This window comes from Flavobacterium hiemivividum (genome assembly GCF_004349145.1).
In the GTDB taxonomy this organism is placed as follows: domain Bacteria; phylum Bacteroidota; class Bacteroidia; order Flavobacteriales; family Flavobacteriaceae; genus Flavobacterium; species Flavobacterium hiemivividum.
On sequence record NZ_SMFO01000008.1, the window covers coordinates 108,402 to 125,828 of the forward strand.

The following is a 17,427-nucleotide window of genomic DNA, read 5'->3' on the forward strand; positions in this document are numbered from 1 at the left end:
CAAAATTGGGGCTTTTTATATGCACTATTTTAAGATCGCTTTCCTGGTCTGCTTCTCATGAATTTATTTCTACCGAATAATTTCGAATAAAACAACACAGTTAATAAGTGCTATACATTCCTTATATTTTGTTTTGCAAACTGCTCCAGCCGCCACCGTTATAAACGTGCTCAAAACCATTCGATTTTAAAATGCTTTTTGCAGAGGCGCTTCGCATTCCTGATGCACAACAAGTAATGATAGTAGCATCTTTTTTTAATTTCGAAATATGATTCGAAAGATCATTCAGCGGAGTATTAATGGAACCTTTTATATGTCCCTGTTTGTATTCTCCCGGACTACGAACATCAAGAATTACCGCTCCTTTTTTTACTAATTCGGCGTAATCTGCTTTTGGCCCAAGACCAAATATTTTTTTTAATAAGTTGATCATTTTACTTTGTTGCTTGCGATTGATAATAATTTACGTCGAGCCAAGAACCACCGTTATGACACTCGATTCCATGCTGAGAGAGGAAGTTCTGTGCTTGTCCGCTTCTGTTTCCAGAGGCGCAACATAAAATTAGAGGCGATTTCATGTTTTTTAATTCTTCGACTCTTTGTGGTATTTCATTCAGCGGGATGTTAATGGAGCCCGCTACATTTCCGCCCATAAATTCTTCGTACGAACGAACATCTACAACGGTTCCTTGTTTTTCTTTGATTGTATTTTCTAAGCTCATTTTCTCTGGTTTTATAAATTTTGAATTGCGCTAAAAAGCAGTATTACTGATCGATGTCTTTGATATTGTATTCTAATTGGATAAGACAAAAGTAGTACAAAATAAAAGTAGTGTCAGTAACTTTTGTTACACAAGTAAATAATTAACGTTCCGTATTAAAACAGTTAAATTTCAAAAATGGTTCCGCCTAAAGCCTATTTTAAATCTTATTGCTCCTGCGCAGAAGGGAGTTTTTATTTTTTTTTTTCGAAATAAAAAATATTCAGGATAGAGAGATTTTATTTTGTAATAAAATCAGGACTGTTTTCTCATTTCTTCTAGCATGTTAATTATTTTATCCAGTTTGTGGACTTCAATATTATTGAGTTGTCTTGCCAGCGCTTCTATTTCCATTTTGGCATCTATGTTAGTCTGATAATCGGCTTGTGCTTGAGCGCGATCTCTTTCGTTTTGCCTGTTTTGGGACATCATGATAATTGGCGCTGCATAAGCCGCCTGCGTTGAGAATACCAAATTGAGTAAAATAAAAGGATACGCATCCCAATGTTTTACAAAGGCAATCAGGTTTAATGTCATCCAGAGAACGACCAGAATCGTTTGTATAATTATGAATTTCCAAGATCCCATACTTTTTGCGACGGCGTCGGCAAGGCGACTTCCAAAACTTAAAGATTCTAACTGTTTTTGATGCCAAGTGTTTTTTACTCCCATACTACGGTAATTTGATGCGTTTATAATTTTTTAAATTGGCGTAAGCTCTTTGTGGTTGCAATAATTTTAATTAACCAAAAAAGCAGGGTTATTTCGGCTCCTTTATTTAATTTTTCCATATTGCAATGATTATTGCGATGGTGAGCTAAGAAAGTAGTTTTACTCTTTTACATATTTATTTTGGAAACAATCGTAACATTCATCGTTAAGAAAAAGTTTATTGTCAGCGCGCGAGAAAGACTGTTTCCCATCATTTTCATAAACGATTAATTTCTTTTCACCTCCAAAAATGGAAGTCCCAGTTTGAATAGTATAGGCGGTTTCAGAAACCAAAGCTTCATTAATATATTTTTTTATTTTTGAGTTCGAAATTTCAAGTTGAATCGTTTTTCCGGTAGATTTTGGGGTTTCCGTTCTTCCGTCAATCCCACCAGAGGATTCAACCCAATTCCATTTTCCAATGATGGAGTTGTTTTTAGTGCTACTCGATTCAGAGGAACAGCTTATTATAGAAAGAAGTACTACGATCAGGCATGTTATTTTTCTCATCATTATAATTTTCGAATAATTAAAAAATAAGTTGGAGTTTTTACTAACTTAGAAAGTTTAGCGTATCCAAATTTAAGTATTTTCGGCTTTGTTTTTACATGTCGGGAAAGAAGCAGCTGTTGTTGTAGCGATCTATTTTTGTGTGAGAACTAAACTTTCAATTTGAGTGATAAAATTACTTGTTGCTTTCTATTATTTGCAGCAGCGACTGCAAAATCTCTTGACCTTCTTCCCAATATTTCAATTCTGATTCGGAATTGAGATGGCCTTTCTCACCGATATTTATAAAGGAACTTCCCCATTTTTCGGCTAAGAATGCTGCTCTTTCTACTGAGATATACGGATCATTAGAGCTAGTTATCACGATAGATGGAAATTCTAATTTTAACAAAGGAATAGGAGCGAAGTTTCTAATTTCTTCTGGCGTGTGCGCGGGAGAATCTACATCAGCGGGCGCGACAAGTAAGGCTCCTGCTATTTTGTGTCCTTTGTTTTCTTTAGACCAATGATTGATCAATGAGCAAGAAAGACTGTGAGCAACGATAATTATTTCGCCTTCGGCAGCTTCGATTGAAGCAGTTAAACTTTCGAGCCAATCTTCTAAAATTGGGTTGTTCCAGTCCTTTTGAGTCACTTTTTGAGAAGTGTCAAAATGCTGTAGCCAATAGTTTTGCCAATGCGTCTCTCCTGAGTCACCTAGTCCAGGAAGGATTAAAATAGTATAATTCATGTATTCCTGTTTTAATATAAGTCTGAATCTAAATTCAATAATTTTTCTATCACTTCACATTTCGCTGTATTCGTGTTCATTCGAATAATCAAAACATACTTTTATTCAAAAGCAAATCATCTCTTACAAATCTAATGAATTCCATTTCGTTCTGTTATCATAAAATGAATTTTCATTGAAATGTAAATCAGTGAAGCAGCTTTTTCATTAATGTATATATTTGTAAAAAAACCATGCGTTACAAAATTGGTATACTCGTTTTCTTAAGTAGTATTATTTTAAGTAGTTGTGCTACAAAAAAAATAACAGACGTCTCTTATTTAGTTGCTTCGAAAGAAAATACGATAGCCGCGCCCAAGCTGAATGTTTTTATTCCTCGAAATTCTAAAGCTAAATCGCTTCCTGTTTTAATATTTGTTCATGGCGGCTACTGGAATAGTGGTAGCAAAGGGACTTATGATTTGCTGGGCCGCAACTTCTCACGAAAAGACGTTGTTACTGTGATTCCTGACTATACCTTAAGTCCAGATACGGATTATGACGGAATGACCAAACAAATTGCTACCGTCATTCAGTGGACAAAAGACAGTATAAGTAAGTACAAAGGTAACCCAAATCAAGTTTTTGTAACGGGACATTCAGCAGGTGGACATCTGGCTGCATTAGCGGTTATGAATCCCAAATACGGAATTAAACCAAGCGGTATTTCTGGAATTATCTTGAATGATGCTGCGGGTTTAGACATGAAACATTATTTAGAGGAAAATCCACCTACATCTGAACACGATTATTTAACCACCTGGGGCAGCTCGCCCGCAAAATGGCAGGATGCTTCACCCATTTATTTTTTGGATAAAAATACACCGCCATTTTTAATTTATGTAGGTGATAAAACCTATACTTCCATAAAAGTAACTAACAAACGCTTTATAGATGCTTTGCATCCCTTTCAGCCAGAAGTTACAGCTGTGCGATTAAACAAAAAACACGTTCCCATGGTTACACAGTACTTTTGGCCTTATAGCAATCGTTTTAATGAAGTGATGGACTTTATGAAAAGCCAGCAGAAATAATTTCTTTTTTAAGATTAATGAAAATCAAAGTAGGGTAAATTAGTGCACAGTTGTCTTACTTATGAGGATACCAATAAAATACTATTGCAATAACATTAATTTTAAAATTATGAAAACAGTTAAAACACTTTTGATTATAATGATTTTTACTTTCTTGCCAAAAATGAATGCGCAAGAAGCCAGAGTTAGCCATGATGGCAAAGTAGAAGCAAAACATACTTTGTCGTATTATCAACAAAGAGGTCGTGAAGACGCTCAATACGAGCAAAAGTTTACCGCAAGTACGAAAGCCGAAGAACGAGCTTTCTGGAAGGAGCAAAAACAGTACGAAAAAGACTTACGTAAAGAAAACAGACGCGGCTACAAAGTGTATATTCAAGCAAAGAATGATTCGTATGCTGAGCACCAGCACAACTGCGACGGAAATTGTCATCATAGTGACTATTGGTATGAAAATGCAGCACATTACCATTATGAATACCGTCAGCCTCGATATGAAAATCGATCTTCTAGCGCCACAGTAAAAACACAAATAGAGGTTAGTGTGCCAAAGGTAAGAGTAGGAATTTTTTAATTTACGAAAACAGAAAACTGCACTGTCCCAAAAGTGTATGGTCAAAAGAAGGACTTCGACTTTAAAGTTGGAGCCCTTCTTTTTTTATTTGGTATAATTTGGCTCGAAAATAATTTCCAAATTAAGAATGAGAATCAACCTTATTTTGGTTTCTTTTAAACAGCAGATTTTTACTACTGCCAATTTTCATTTTGAAAAATAAAAAAAAATAAATTCCAGATTGTCAAATGATTAAAAGTAAAAATGAACGAAAAAAATATTGTCCACTTAATTATACTTTGAGTTTAGTAGGGACTTAATGGAAACCATTAGTATTGTTCCATTTATTGGATGGTATTTTACGTTCTGGATTACGATAAAAGAAAATTCCTGAAATTTCAAATATAATGTTTGTCCAAACAGTACTAGAATTAGAAACGGACGGTCTTATTTCTAGAAAGATTTTCCCGGTCGTTCCGCCAAGAGTTGAATAAAAACTAAGCGATAGAGGAAGGTCGCTTGAAGCTATTTTATGAAGCTTGGATACCTGGGAAATTGAAGATAATCCTAAATAAATTGAATTAATTATAAGTTGGAGTCCTAAGAATTTCTTCTTTATAATTTGTTTTGGTAGAAATTCTAGTCTCTTTCAAACAAGTACCTTTGGAATCTTTGGCCAAGCAGCTTATTAAACCTTCGTCAATAAGTTTATCATTTTTGTCCAATGTAATGATTTTAACGAGCTCTTTGTTAGTATAATAAAAATGCTGTGTGTGGAAAGTGGTGAAATTATCTGCTCTTTTAGCAATAGTTCCATCTTTATTATAATGGTAAATGCTTTCGTTTTCTTTGTATTGTTTTTTAGTATAACAGCTAATGCGTTCGCGCTGTTTGGGTTTCCAACGTGTCTTACAGTAATAAGGTTCTCTATCTGTATGCGATTCGACAACAAACCATAATTTCTTTTCAGTTTCTTGTATTAAGTTCCCTAAGGAGTCAACAGTTTTTGAGTATTTGACACGGCCATTTTTAGTAAATACCATCTCCTTTTTAGATAAAAGTTTTTTCTCATTATTTATTACTAGATATATCTCTTCGGTTAAAGATTTTATCTCTTCGGGCAGTAGTAGCTTCTTGCTGTCTTTTTTTGTGGCACAGGATAGGAATGATAAAAATAGGATTAAAATTAATAAGGCTCTCATAATAGTTAATCATTAATTATGAGTTTAAGTTACTAATTTTAAATGATTTAAAATATAATTCATATTTAAATAATGCATGATAGATTTTTAGCAAAGAGTCTCGTATTTTATTAACAACTAAAAACGAAAACATTTAATTTAAAAGGTAACTGACTGTACAAAAAAACAGTTAGTCCCTAACGGTTATGAACTAGATAAGTGTTATTATAAGAGGGTTTCACAACGTTTGTCATTCCGTAGGAATCTCAAATGCTATAGTTCCTTAAAGCAATTAAATGAAGTAACTGTTAATTCTAGGAAGTGGCAATTAGAATGGGCACGAAGTCGGGAGACTTCGTGCAGTGGTCTGGAACTTTTTTAGTTTTCAAGCAATACTCTGGAGAGCAGAGTTCATTATTCTCCCATTATTAAAAAAACAATATACCCAACATACAGCATCAGAAATAATACACCCTGCCATTTTTCCATTACATTTTTTTTTCCGATGAATAAAATTGCAAATAATAACAAGCTGGAAAAAACGGCCATTGCAATATCTGAGTTTCCAGATGGTTTAAATGGCAATGGCTTAATCAAAGCGCTGACACCCAATATCCAGAAGATGTTAAAAATATTAGAGCCGATTACATTTCCAATAGCAATGTCTGTATCCTTCTTATAAGCTGCCACAGCAGAAGTAGCAAGTTCGGGAAGCGAAGTGCCCACGGCTATTACAGTGAGGCCGATTAAATATTCACTTACTCCAAATTGACTAGCAATCTCAACTGCTCCATCGATAATCCAGGTGCCACCCAAAACCAATCCCGTTAAGCCCAGAATGATGTATACAACAGACTTTAAATTGCTTAACTGGCTAATTTCTTCCTTTGTTGCATTCTCTGATTTCCTGGCAATGCTAAAAATATAATAAATAAATATGATGAAAAACCCAAGTAGGATAAGCCCATCACTCCTGGTTAATTCTGAATTTTCTTTTTGGTCAATCAAGTGGTCGTTGGCAAGAATGCCCAATACCAGTGCCGCCAGCAAACTGAAAGGAATTTCTTTCCATACTGTTGTGCTTTGTACCGCAAGCGGAAAAATAATCGCGGACACACCAAGTATCAATAGGATATTAGCAATGTTACTGCCTATAATATTACCAATGGCAATTTCAGGACTACCCTGAGTACTGGCAAAAACATTGACGAACATTTCGGGAGCAGAAGTACCAAATGCTACTATCGTTAATCCAATTACCAAATTAGATACGTTCATTTTTTTGGCAATAGAAGAAGCTCCCGTCACCATTAAATCAGCACCTTTTATGAGTATTATCAATCCGATGAAAAATAGAAAATAAGTCAGCATTTAGTGTTGTTTTTTGATTTTATTTCGGTTTATTACTAATGTTCAAGTTGTTCAATAAAGTTTTTTTTCGATATAGCAAATTGCTTTCGGTTCGGTAGTTAGGCAAAATCGCAATGTGTGACCTTTAAAATTCCGCCGCTTCGCGTCAGTTGGGAAGATTATAACCGATTATTTTTAACTAAAGATAAAAAATCTTGCGAAATATAAAGTGAACATACAACAAAAATCGAAATTACACGAAATTTCTGTGATTCCTTGAAGCAGTTAAATGGAAAGATCCTAAATCTAGGAAGTGACAATTGGAATGGGTACGAAGTCGGGATATTTAGCACAGCAGTTAAGTTTCATTTAAGTTTGAATCAATACTTCGTAGAGAAGGAACTCCATAATGTTCGTCATTCCGCAGGAATCTCAAGCAATGTATTTATATAAAGGAATTAAATGGAGTAATTGTTAAATTTAAGAAGTGATAATTGGAATGGGTACTAAGTCGGGAGACTTCGTCCAGCGGTGCAGGCCAAATGATTCTCCAGCGATAAATAGTGATTTGTGATTTTAACAATCGCCTGTAAACAGCGGATTTTTAGTCATTTTCTGTAATTTCCTTTCTAATTTTCGGCATTAAATAAGCCCAAATAGGAATGTTTAACAATAAAAATAATAGAAAATTAAATTTAGATTCAGACTCAATACTCAAGGTAATAAAAGCACCTAAAAGCACTCCAAATGAAAAAAATAAGGTGGCTGTTAATGAGATTGCTTTTTTAGAGAATGTTAGTTTTCCAATTGTAATTGATTTCATAGATTTTATTTTTTTTATTAGCAATTAAAGGTGGCGGTGCGAAGTCAGGAGATTTCGTACAGCGGTGACTTCGCAGCATTTCAGTACTATTTTAGTATGAATGAATACTTCTGAGAATTGGTTGTGGCTTTGTATTTAGTAGACATCGTTTTTTAATTTTCTAAACCAGTACAATTTAGTTTGCTAACCTCTTGAATGCCATATTTAATCAATACACATTAGATTTATAGTTTTTGTTTTACTATGTTGGCACGGATTACAAATCCGCACTATCGGGTCTCAAGGAATGTATTTCCATAAAGGAATTAAATGGAGTAATTGTTAATTTTAAGAAGTGATAATTGGAATGAGTACGATGTCGGGAGACTACGCACAGGGGAATTCGTGCAGCGGGCGAGAATTTCGCAAGAATTTTCCAGATGAGCATAGATCCAGGATCGTTTATACACGGTGTTGTAAGACGTTTTTCAGAAAGGTAAATCATCTGGTTCATTCATTTTATCCAGTTCCTGCTTAGACAAAATTCTCTTGGATAGGACATAATTTTTCCAAAAATGTTTTCCTTTATTTGTTAGTACATAATAAACTCTTTGATTCTCGTCGTCATCTACTTTTTTGATTAATCCACTATAGATTAATTTTTCTATTACAATTTTGTCTATGTTCTTTGGAATAGATTTAAATTGACTTATTTCTGAACCAATTTCCTCAAAATATGTTGAAACCTCGGTTTTTAAAAACTCTTCATATTCTTTGTCCAAACTCATCTTCATTTCCTCATTAAATTCGGTGTTTTCAGGACTTTCTAAACTTATGTATTGCTCGAGCTTTTTTTGTTCCTTTTTTGATTCAGTCAAATCAATTTTCAATCTTTCAATTATTTTGTCTTTTTCGGTATTGACTTTTGTAAGTTCTTGGATATTTGAATTTAATTGAGATATTTCTGCATTACCTGCTTTTTCTTGTTCATATTTAAACTCTTCTCTCGCAATTTTTTGTTTATCTCTTAAATCGGATAATTGTTCACTGATAGAATTCCGCTTTCTTCCGAATTTAGCATACTGAACTAAAACTTCAATTAACCAAGTGATATATGGCAATAATAAAACATATCCAAAACTGAAAATTAAAGGATAGAACAGATTGAATTGTATTTCGTTGAAATTTTCAGATATATAATTTATTCTGTCCTCGATTTTTTTATCAGAAAGTAAAAGAGTAAAAATTGGTCGCCAGTTAAAAGCTAACCAGGAAAGTAAAAATGAAAATATAAGAGGGTTTTTCAATCTTTCATTTGATACATTAAATAAGTTCGATATAAATTCTTTCATTACTTTACGTGGTTGGTCAAATGTTTTACAACTTGTAGATATGTATGACAGCCGTCATACATTATTTGTAAGGCTAATGTAAGAAAAAAACATTATAAATCACCAAATCGATTTTTGTTTTAATCGTCTGCGTAGAAAGAACTTTGTTTTTAAAATATTCGTTCTCGCGAGCGCGTGAGGGATAGTAGCGGCATCTCCCGGTTTAGAAAAACAAGGCTTTTGGGCGTAGTTTTTATTAATCGGGAATACAGCGAATAGCCCGACCTGAGTTAAATTGCAGGATCGAACAGTGAAGCAATTACGAAGGGCACGCCCAAACAATTCTCAAGCGATAAATTGCGATTTGTAATTTTAATAATCTCCTGTAAACAGCAGAAAGTTTTATATTACAATCCCATTTTTAATGGAAATCCTAAATCTTAATTAATTTTTGTAATTATCTAATTTTCAAATTGTCGAATTAACCTATCTTTGCGCTCCCGAATGGTCGGGAGAAAAAAGCATCTATGAAATGTGCTGTGCTGATCTTAATCTAAATAAAGAGACTGCTAGCAAATTACATCATACTGAAAAAAGCATCTATGAAGTTTGATTTATTACAAAAAGACCCGCAGACGAAAGCCAGAGCGGGAAGCATTACTACTGATCACGGTGTTATAGAGACACCTATTTTTATGCCCGTTGGGACCGTAGCCTCTGTAAAAGGGGTGCACCAGCGAGAATTGAAAGAAGATATAAACCCAGATATTATCCTGGGAAACACCTACCATTTATACCTACGCCCACAAACGGAAATCCTAGAGAAAGCCGGTGGATTGCATAAATTCATGAACTGGGATCGTAATATTTTGACTGATTCTGGAGGATATCAAGTGTATTCACTTTCGGGAAACCGAAAAATTAAGGAAGAAGGAGTGAAGTTTAAATCGCATATTGACGGTTCGTACCACTTTTTTACGCCAGAGAATGTGATGGAAATTCAACGTACCATAGGTGCCGATATTATCATGGCATTTGATGAATGTACGCCTTATCCTTGTGACTACCGATATGCACAGCGCTCTATGAAAATGACACACCGCTGGTTAGACCGTTGTGTGAACCATTTGGAGAAAGTGCCAGTGAAATACGGTTATGATCAAGCATTTTTCCCTATTGTACAAGGAAGTTGTTATAAAGACTTGCGTCAACAATCGGCGGAATATATTGCAAATAGCAACCAAGTAGGAAACGCAATTGGCGGACTTTCAGTAGGAGAACCTGCCGAAGAAATGTATGCCATGACTGAGGTAGTTTGCGAAATTTTGCCAGAAGATAAACCGCGTTACCTAATGGGTGTGGGTACTCCGATAAATATTTTAGAAAACATAGCCTTAGGAATTGACATGTTTGACTGTGTGATGCCTACACGTAACGCTAGAAACGGAATGTTGTTTACGGCTAACGGTACGATTAACATTAAAAACAAAAAATGGGCAGATGATTTTTCTCCTATTGACGAAATGGCAATTACTTATGTGGATACTGAGTACACAAAAGCCTACTTGCGTCACTTGTTTGCGGCTAATGAATACTTGGGGAAACAAATCGCTACGATTCATAATCTTGGGTTTTATATGTGGTTGGTTCGCGAGGCCAGAAAACATATCTTAGCCGGAGATTTTAGAACTTGGAAAGAAATGATGGTTCGTAATATGAGTCAGAGATTATAAAAAATGTTTAAAGGTTTTTAGTTTAAACTTTAAAACTCCTAGCGTGATTTTGCAACTTTTCTAAACTTTAAACTTTTAAATCTTAAACCTTACACTTTTTTAAATGCTTTCAATAATTGATAAATACATTCTGAAAAGATACCTAGCCACTTTTGCGGCCATGTTGGGTATGTTTATTCCTATCGGGATTGTTATTGATGTATCAGAGAAGGTGAATAAGATGATTGAGAACAAGGTTCCATTGCTAGAAATTGCGATCTATTATTACCATTTCACGATTTACTTTGCTAATTCCCTTTTTCCAATATTCCTGTTTTTATCGATTATTTGGTTTACCTCAAAACTGGCTAACAATACCGAAATCATTGCAGTACTAAGCTCGGGGATTTCTTTTACCCGTTTTTTGAGACCGTATATTATTGGTGCTTCGCTGATCTCAGTGTTTGTTTTGATTATGGGATTCTATGTGGTTCCGGCATCGAGTGAAGGCTTTAATAATTTTAGATATACTTATCTAAAAGGAGGCGGAAAGGAAGCCATGCGAGGCGATAATACCGATGTGTATCGCCAGATAAACGACAATGAATTTCTCTATGTGAACAGTTTTAATAGCGCTTCTAAAGTGGCTTTTAACTTTGCCTTAGAAAAATTTGATAAGGAAAAATTAGTTTCTAAGGTTACTGCTAGTCGTATTAAATGGAATCCTGAGGATAGCACTTATACGATGTATGATTATAACAAAAGAACCGTTGGTGTTTTAAGCGATAAGATAGAAAAAATGCCTGAGAAAAAGACTAAGTTCAGTTTTGATCTCGAAGATTTAACGCCGGTCGTTTATATTGCCGAAACCTTAAGCTTGAAAAATCTGTATCAGTTTATTGATAAAGAAAAAAAGCGTGGTTCTTCTAATATCAATGTCTATATGGTGGTTTTGTACAAAAAGTATAGTGTGCCGGTTTCGGCATTTATATTGACCATAATTGCTGTTTCTGTTTCGTACAAAAAACGAAGGGGAGGAATGGGAATGAATCTAACCATTGGTATTGCGATTGCTTTTGGCTATGTGTTTTTTGATAAGATTTTTGGTACACTGGCCGAAAAATCTACTTTTTCACCACTTTTAGCAGTGTGGTTCCCCAATATTATTTTCGGAATATTAGCGATATTTTTACTACGCAATGCAAAACGATAAATTAAAAAGTTACATCAGCCTTCATCTAATCGTGTTTATTTGGGGTTTCACGGCAATTTTAGGAGCGCTAATTACAATCACTGCCGATGCTATTGTTTGGTATCGAATGCTATTGGCTGCAGCCTTCCTATTTGTATTTATAATTTTCAAGAAAAAATCCTTTCGGGTTCCTTTAAATTCGTTTTTGAAATTAATTTTTGTAGGATTCCTGATTGCGATGCACTGGATTACCTTTTTTCATGCCATCCATGTTTCTAATGTTTCTATAACCCTTTCTGTTTTCTCCTTAGGCGCCTTTTTTGCCTCTATTTTAGAACCGCTTTTTTATGGTCGAAAAGTATTGTGGTACGAAGTATTCTTTGGAGTCATCATAATCGCTGGTTTAGCGATGATTATGAAAGTGGAGGTGAATTACTTAAGTGGAATGCTTTATGCTTTGGTTTCGATAATATTAGGTGTCCTGTTTACCCTTATGAACGGGAAATTAATTCAAAATCATGACGCTACCGTGATCTCCTTTTATGAGTTCCTTGCAGGTGTGTTTTTTATATCGATTTATTTTTTATTCGAAAATAAATTCACTGCCGACTTCTTTGTATTGTCCTATAACAATTGGATGCTAATGATAATTTTAGCGTCAATTTGTACCGCTTACGCCTTCACAGCATCTGTTAAAGTGATGAAAAAACTAAGTCCGTACACGGTTATGCTTACCACTAACTTAGAGCCAGTTTATGGAATTATATTAGCTTATTTTATAATTGGTGGAAAAGAGAAAATGAGTTTCTCGTTTTATATTGGAGCCGTAATTATCCTTATTACAGTAATATTGAATGCTATTATCAAACACAAGGTAGGCAAAAAAGTTCAGCCTATTAGTGAGGTAAATTCTGATTTAATGTAGTAAAATTACTGTAAATCAGCCTTGTTTCGTTCTTAATCTGGTAATTAGTATCAAATTGAAGTTGGTGTATAATAGCGTTATTTATTGCTTTTCTTGATCTTGTCAAAACCGAAAGGAACAGGATGGCTAAGAAAGAAATTAATGATAAAATCACATTTAGATAACGGCTTTTAAGACTAAAGTAAAAAATAAACGATTGCAAACGATTTAAAATTTTATATTTGCAGTTCCAAATAAAAAACAAAAACGCACAAATCCTATGGAATATTTAGATTTTGAGCTTCCGATAAAAGAACTAGAAGATCAGTTAACAAAATGTATCGTTATTGGTAAAGAATCAGATGTTGATGTAACAAATACCTGTTCGCAAATCAATAAGAAACTTATCGAAACCAAAAAAACGATTTACAAAAATCTGACAGCATGGCAACGTGTACAATTGTCAAGACATCCTAGTAGACCGTACACTTTAGACCACGTAAGAGCACTTTGCGGTGATACTTTCCTAGAACTTCACGGTGACAGAGGGTTTAAAGATGATAAAGCAATGATTGGTGGTCTTGGAAAAATTGACGGTCAATCTTTTATGATTGTGGGTCAACAAAAAGGATACAACACGAAGACGCGTCAATACAGAAACTTTGGGATGGCAAATCCTGAAGGATATCGTAAAGCATTGCGTTTGATGAAAATGGCAGAGAAATTTGGCATTCCAGTTCTTACACTGATTGATACTCCGGGCGCATATCCAGGACTTGAAGCTGAAGAACGCGGACAAGGTGAAGCAATCGCTAGAAATATATTTGAAATGGTTCGTCTTAAGGTGCCTATTATCACAATTATTGTGGGTGAAGGAGCTTCGGGTGGTGCATTAGGAATAGGAGTGGGAGATCGCGTTTATATGCTTGAAAACACTTGGTATTCTGTAATTTCTCCAGAGTCTTGCTCTTCTATCTTATGGAAAAGCTGGGAGTACAAAGAGATTGCTGCTGAGGCATTAAAATTGACTTCTGCTGATATGAAAAAGCAAAAGTTAGTGGATGATATTATACCTGAACCATTAGGAGGTGCTCACTACGATAGAGAAACGACTTTTAATACAGTTGAGCAGTATATCATGAAAGCTTATAACGAGCTAAAAGACTTATCAACAAAAGATTTAATCGCTCAGAGAATGGACAAATACAGTAAAATGGGCGAATACAAGGAGTAAATTCCTACAAACGTAAAAAAGTCCGTCTCGTCCATAAACGAGGCGGTTTTTTTTTGGTTATAAACAAAAAACAGATACTTATAAACAAATCTTTGTAATAAGTCAACAGCAATATTTTTTAAATTTTGGTTACTTTCGCTATATGGAAAACTTCAGGAATATAAATCCCGTTAAGGTTGACAAGTCAACAATTATTAACCTTGAAAAAGGAAAGCTACCCCCACAGGCTTTAGACTTAGAAGAAGCGGTTCTTGGGGCGATGATGATTGACAAAAAAGGAGTAGATGATGTAATTGATATATTATCACCAGACGCTTTTTACAAAGACGGACACAAACATATTTTTGAAGCGATAGTGCAGTTGTTTACTGAGACACAGCCTATTGATTTACTTACCGTATCAGCACAATTAAAGAAAAACGCCAAATTAGATTTAGCTGGTGGTGATTTTTATTTAATTCAGCTGACTCAAAAAATTTCCTCATCAGCACACATCGAGTTTCACTCGAGAATTATTCTTCAAAAATTTATTCAGCGAAGTTTGATTCGAATTTCATCTGAAATTATTGAGGATTCTTATGATGATTCTGCCGATGTATTTGACTTATTAGACAAAGCCGAATCCAAGCTATATGAGGTTACCCAAGGGAATATTAAACGTAGTTCGGAAACTGCACAAAGTTTAGTATTGCAAGCTAAAAAGAGAATCGAAGAAATTGCTGGTCAAGAAGGATTAAGTGGTGTAGCCACTGGATTTGAAAAGCTAGACAAGATTACCTCAGGATGGCAGCCAAGTGATTTAATAATTATTGCGGCAAGACCTGCGATGGGAAAAACAGCATTTGTATTGTCGATGGCTAGGAATATGGCGATCGATTTTGGAATGCCAGTAGCTTTATTTTCACTTGAGATGGCATCTGTACAGTTAATTACGCGTTTGATTTCGTCTGAAACGGGATTGTCTTCAGAGAAATTACGTACTGGTAAGTTAGAAAAACACGAATGGGAGCAGCTGAGTACTAAAGTTAAAAATTTAGAGAAAGCACCTTTGTTTATTGATGATACACCTTCACTTTCTATTTTCGATTTAAGAGCGAAAGCAAGACGTTTAGTGTCACAACACGGAATTAGAATTATCATTGTGGATTATTTGCAGTTGATGACTGCTGGTGGAAATGGAAAAGGCGGCGGAAATAGAGAGCAAGAAATCTCTACAATTTCCCGAAATTTAAAAGCCCTAGCTAAAGAGCTAAATGTTCCTGTAATCGCACTATCTCAATTATCGCGTGCGGTTGAAACACGTGGATCTAGTAAAAGACCTTTGCTTTCTGACCTTCGTGAATCGGGAGCGATTGAGCAAGATGCTGATATTGTTTCCTTTTTATACCGTCCTGAATATTATAAAATTGACGAGTGGGATGATGATGAAGCTTCGCCTACAGCCGGACAAGCCGAAATCATGATTGCAAAGCACCGTAATGGTAGTATAGAAAACGTTCGTTTGAAGTTTATAGGACACCTAGGAAAATTTGACAATTTAGAAGACCACAGTGGTAATTATGATGATTTACCTTCTTCAATGAATCAAGACGACAATCCTTTTATAACTAAAAATTTACCTTCGGCACACGAGGCATTTGGGTCTAATCTCAATGACGACGATGACGACAGCGATATGCCTTTTTAATAATTTCCCCAAGCCTATTTTTAATAGGCTTTTTTTATAATTTATATAAATTGCTTTTTTTGAGTCGTTTCTTTCAAATGTTAATCTTGGATAGGAATTAATTTAAAAAGTTAGATTTGAGTAAATTAAATATTTCCTTTGCTATCTTTGATTGAAAATCTTATCTCATGATTCCCAAAAGAGTACTTTTTATTCTAGTTTTTCTGGTGTCGATTGCAGCAAAAGCATCTTTTATTTTGTTGCCAATGGATGAAAATACGCAAAAGAATCATTTGAAAGCTTATGGAATTACTTTTTGGTGTTTAGAGAAAAATTACAAAGCCAGTTGGTTACTCAATTATCGCGGCGGCTCTTTTCTCTTGCCAGACGCACCAGAAATACGTAAGGAATGTCAGATTCGCGGGGTTAGTTTCGAAGTGCTTTCTGATAGTGAAGAAGCTCAGATTTTAAATGAAATAGCTAGTCCATCGCAAAATATGGAGTCCGTCATTCTTGAAAAAGCACCTAGAATTGCGGTCTATACTCCAAAAGGGAAACAGCTTTGGGACGACGCGGTGACGCTTGTTTTGACGTATGCCGAAATTCCATTTACACCTATATATGATGAGGAAGTTTTAACCGATCAATTAGTACTTTATGACTGGTTGCATTTGCACCATGAAGATTTTACGGGACAATATGGTAAGTTTTTTGGCTCGTATCGAAATGTTCCTTGGTATATCGAGGACAAGAAAAATGCAGAGGAATTAGCCGTCAAATTAGGCTTTACCAAAGTTTCTGAGGAGAAAGGGGCTGTCGCCAAAAAAATAAGAGATTTTGTGGTTGGCGGAGGCTTTATGTTTGCCATGTGTTCTGCTACTGACAGTTTTGATATTGCCTTGGCGGCTGATGGAGTAGATATTTGCGAATCAATGTTTGATGGAGATCCAAGTGCTGCGAATTATCAATCCCAGATGAATTATGGAAATACTTTTGCTTTCAAAGATTTTACTCTCGAAAGAAGTCCTGAGAAATATGAGTTTTCAGATATTGATATGACGGAGAAACGCCGCATACCAATGGATAAGGATTATTTTACATTAATGGAGTTTTCGGCTAAATGGGATCCTATTCCCAGTATGCTTTGCCAGAATCATACCCAACTTGTAAAGGGCTTCATGGGACAAACTACTTCCTTTGATGCTGCACTAGTGAAGTCGAATATTTTAACGATGGGAAGCTGCGAACTCAATGGAGAAGCGCGGTATATTCATGGCCAAAAAGGAAAAGGAATGTTCACCTTCTACGGCGGTCATGATCCAGAAGATTTCCAGCATCAAGTAGGAGAAGCACCAACAGTTTTAGATTTACATCCAAACTCTCCTGGTTACCGTTTAATTTTAAATAACGTGCTATTTCCTGCTGCCAAAAAGAAAAAACAGAAAACCTAATCTTTTAATGGGCTAGCTGATAGGTTATTATTTTCTAATTCTATTTTTTTATAACGGCGAGTGTTAATTTTTTTTAATGCTCTGTAGTGCTGTACTTAGGATTTTCCATTTCCATTTCGATTTTCATATTGAATTAAATTTGTCCAAAAACTGGTAGGCACTGTTTATTGATTCATGAAAACTTATGTAGATTTGATTTATTGATAATTATGTGTTTACCCAATATTTCCGAGTGAATATTTACTATATGTGTAATTTGTTAGATA

At 35.0% G+C, this 17,427-nt stretch carries 17 protein-coding genes and 1 pseudogene; 9 read left to right on the forward strand and 9 right to left on the reverse strand.

Features of this window, described 5'->3' with window-relative positions:
• Positions 1-121 precede the first annotated feature (121 nt).
• The 5 genes from E0F98_RS11600 to E0F98_RS11620 all read right to left on the reverse strand — a co-directional run bounded on the left by E0F98_RS11600 (position 122) and on the right by E0F98_RS11620 (position 2,712).
• The gene (locus E0F98_RS11600; protein WP_132111622.1) at positions 122-433 is read right to left on the reverse strand and encodes a rhodanese-like domain-containing protein; all 312 of its coding nucleotides are present in this window, start codon (positions 431-433) and stop codon (positions 122-124) included.
• A gap of 1 nt (position 434) precedes the next feature.
• On the reverse strand, positions 435-722 hold the full coding sequence (locus E0F98_RS11605; RefSeq protein WP_132111624.1) for a rhodanese-like domain-containing protein: 288 nt from the start codon (positions 720-722) through the stop codon (positions 435-437).
• Between the two features lie 294 nt (positions 723-1,016).
• Entirely contained in the window at positions 1,017-1,433 is a 417-nt protein-coding gene (locus E0F98_RS11610) for a DUF1003 domain-containing protein (RefSeq protein WP_132111626.1), read from the reverse strand.
• A gap of 159 nt (positions 1,434-1,592) precedes the next feature.
• The gene (locus tag E0F98_RS11615; protein WP_132111628.1) at positions 1,593-1,982 is read right to left on the reverse strand and encodes a hypothetical protein; all 390 of its coding nucleotides are present in this window, start codon (positions 1,980-1,982) and stop codon (positions 1,593-1,595) included.
• A gap of 175 nt (positions 1,983-2,157) precedes the next feature.
• Positions 2,158-2,712 carry an RBBP9/YdeN family alpha/beta hydrolase gene (locus tag E0F98_RS11620; protein ID WP_132111630.1) on the reverse strand — a complete coding sequence of 185 codons (555 nt, stop codon included), beginning with the start codon at positions 2,710-2,712 and terminating at the stop codon, positions 2,158-2,160.
• Positions 2,713-2,945: 233 nt separating this feature from the next.
• Here E0F98_RS11620 and E0F98_RS11625 point away from each other — a divergent pair, with 233 nt between their 5' ends.
• The 3 genes and pseudogenes from E0F98_RS11625 (at position 2,946) to E0F98_RS16185 (ending at position 4,874) form a co-directional block, all read left to right on the forward strand.
• A complete protein-coding gene (locus E0F98_RS11625; protein WP_132111632.1) occupies positions 2,946-3,785 on the forward strand; it encodes an alpha/beta hydrolase in 840 nt (279 codons plus the stop codon).
• 109 nt (positions 3,786-3,894) lie between these two features.
• Positions 3,895-4,359, forward strand: a complete 465-nt coding sequence (locus tag E0F98_RS11630; protein WP_165929315.1) for a hypothetical protein — start codon at positions 3,895-3,897, stop codon at positions 4,357-4,359.
• Between the two features lie 314 nt (positions 4,360-4,673).
• A pseudogene (locus E0F98_RS16185) lies at positions 4,674-4,874 on the forward strand (winged helix-turn-helix transcriptional regulator).
• A gap of 45 nt (positions 4,875-4,919) precedes the next feature.
• Here the strand turns inward: E0F98_RS16185 and E0F98_RS11640 are convergent.
• The 4 genes from E0F98_RS11640 to E0F98_RS11655 form a co-directional block, all read right to left on the reverse strand.
• Positions 4,920-5,540, reverse strand: coding sequence for a hypothetical protein (locus E0F98_RS11640; RefSeq protein WP_132111634.1), 621 nt, complete (start codon positions 5,538-5,540; stop codon positions 4,920-4,922).
• A gap of 393 nt (positions 5,541-5,933) precedes the next feature.
• Positions 5,934-6,890, reverse strand: coding sequence for a calcium/sodium antiporter (locus E0F98_RS11645; protein ID WP_132111636.1), 957 nt, complete (start codon positions 6,888-6,890; stop codon positions 5,934-5,936).
• 583 nt (positions 6,891-7,473) lie between these two features.
• Entirely contained in the window at positions 7,474-7,692 is a 219-nt protein-coding gene (locus tag E0F98_RS11650; protein WP_132111638.1) for a hypothetical protein, read from the reverse strand.
• Between the two features lie 467 nt (positions 7,693-8,159).
• Positions 8,160-9,023, reverse strand: a complete 864-nt coding sequence (locus E0F98_RS11655; RefSeq protein ID WP_132111640.1) for a hypothetical protein — start codon at positions 9,021-9,023, stop codon at positions 8,160-8,162.
• A 581-nt stretch (positions 9,024-9,604) separates the two neighbouring features.
• Here E0F98_RS11655 and tgt point away from each other — a divergent pair.
• From tgt to E0F98_RS11685, 6 genes are all read left to right on the forward strand, one after another.
• Positions 9,605-10,735: a tRNA guanosine(34) transglycosylase Tgt gene (gene tgt / locus E0F98_RS11660; protein ID WP_132111642.1), complete on the forward strand. Its 1,131-nt coding sequence runs from the start codon at positions 9,605-9,607 to the stop codon at positions 10,733-10,735.
• 103 nt (positions 10,736-10,838) lie between these two features.
• Positions 10,839-11,927 carry an LptF/LptG family permease gene (locus E0F98_RS11665; RefSeq protein ID WP_132111644.1) on the forward strand — a complete coding sequence of 363 codons (1,089 nt, stop codon included), beginning with the start codon at positions 10,839-10,841 and terminating at the stop codon, positions 11,925-11,927.
• Positions 11,914-12,831, forward strand: coding sequence for a DMT family transporter (locus E0F98_RS11670; RefSeq protein WP_132111646.1), 918 nt, complete (start codon positions 11,914-11,916; stop codon positions 12,829-12,831). Before E0F98_RS11665 ends, E0F98_RS11670 begins: the two co-directional genes overlap by 14 nt.
• A gap of 259 nt (positions 12,832-13,090) precedes the next feature.
• The gene (locus E0F98_RS11675; RefSeq protein WP_132111648.1) at positions 13,091-14,044 is read left to right on the forward strand and encodes an acetyl-CoA carboxylase carboxyltransferase subunit alpha; all 954 of its coding nucleotides are present in this window, start codon (positions 13,091-13,093) and stop codon (positions 14,042-14,044) included.
• A gap of 142 nt (positions 14,045-14,186) precedes the next feature.
• Entirely contained in the window at positions 14,187-15,731 is a 1,545-nt protein-coding gene (gene dnaB, locus E0F98_RS11680; protein WP_132111650.1) for a replicative DNA helicase, read from the forward strand.
• A 167-nt stretch (positions 15,732-15,898) separates the two neighbouring features.
• Entirely contained in the window at positions 15,899-17,161 is a 1,263-nt protein-coding gene (locus E0F98_RS11685) for an asparagine synthetase B (RefSeq protein ID WP_132111652.1), read from the forward strand.
• Positions 17,162-17,427: the final 266 nt, after the last annotated feature.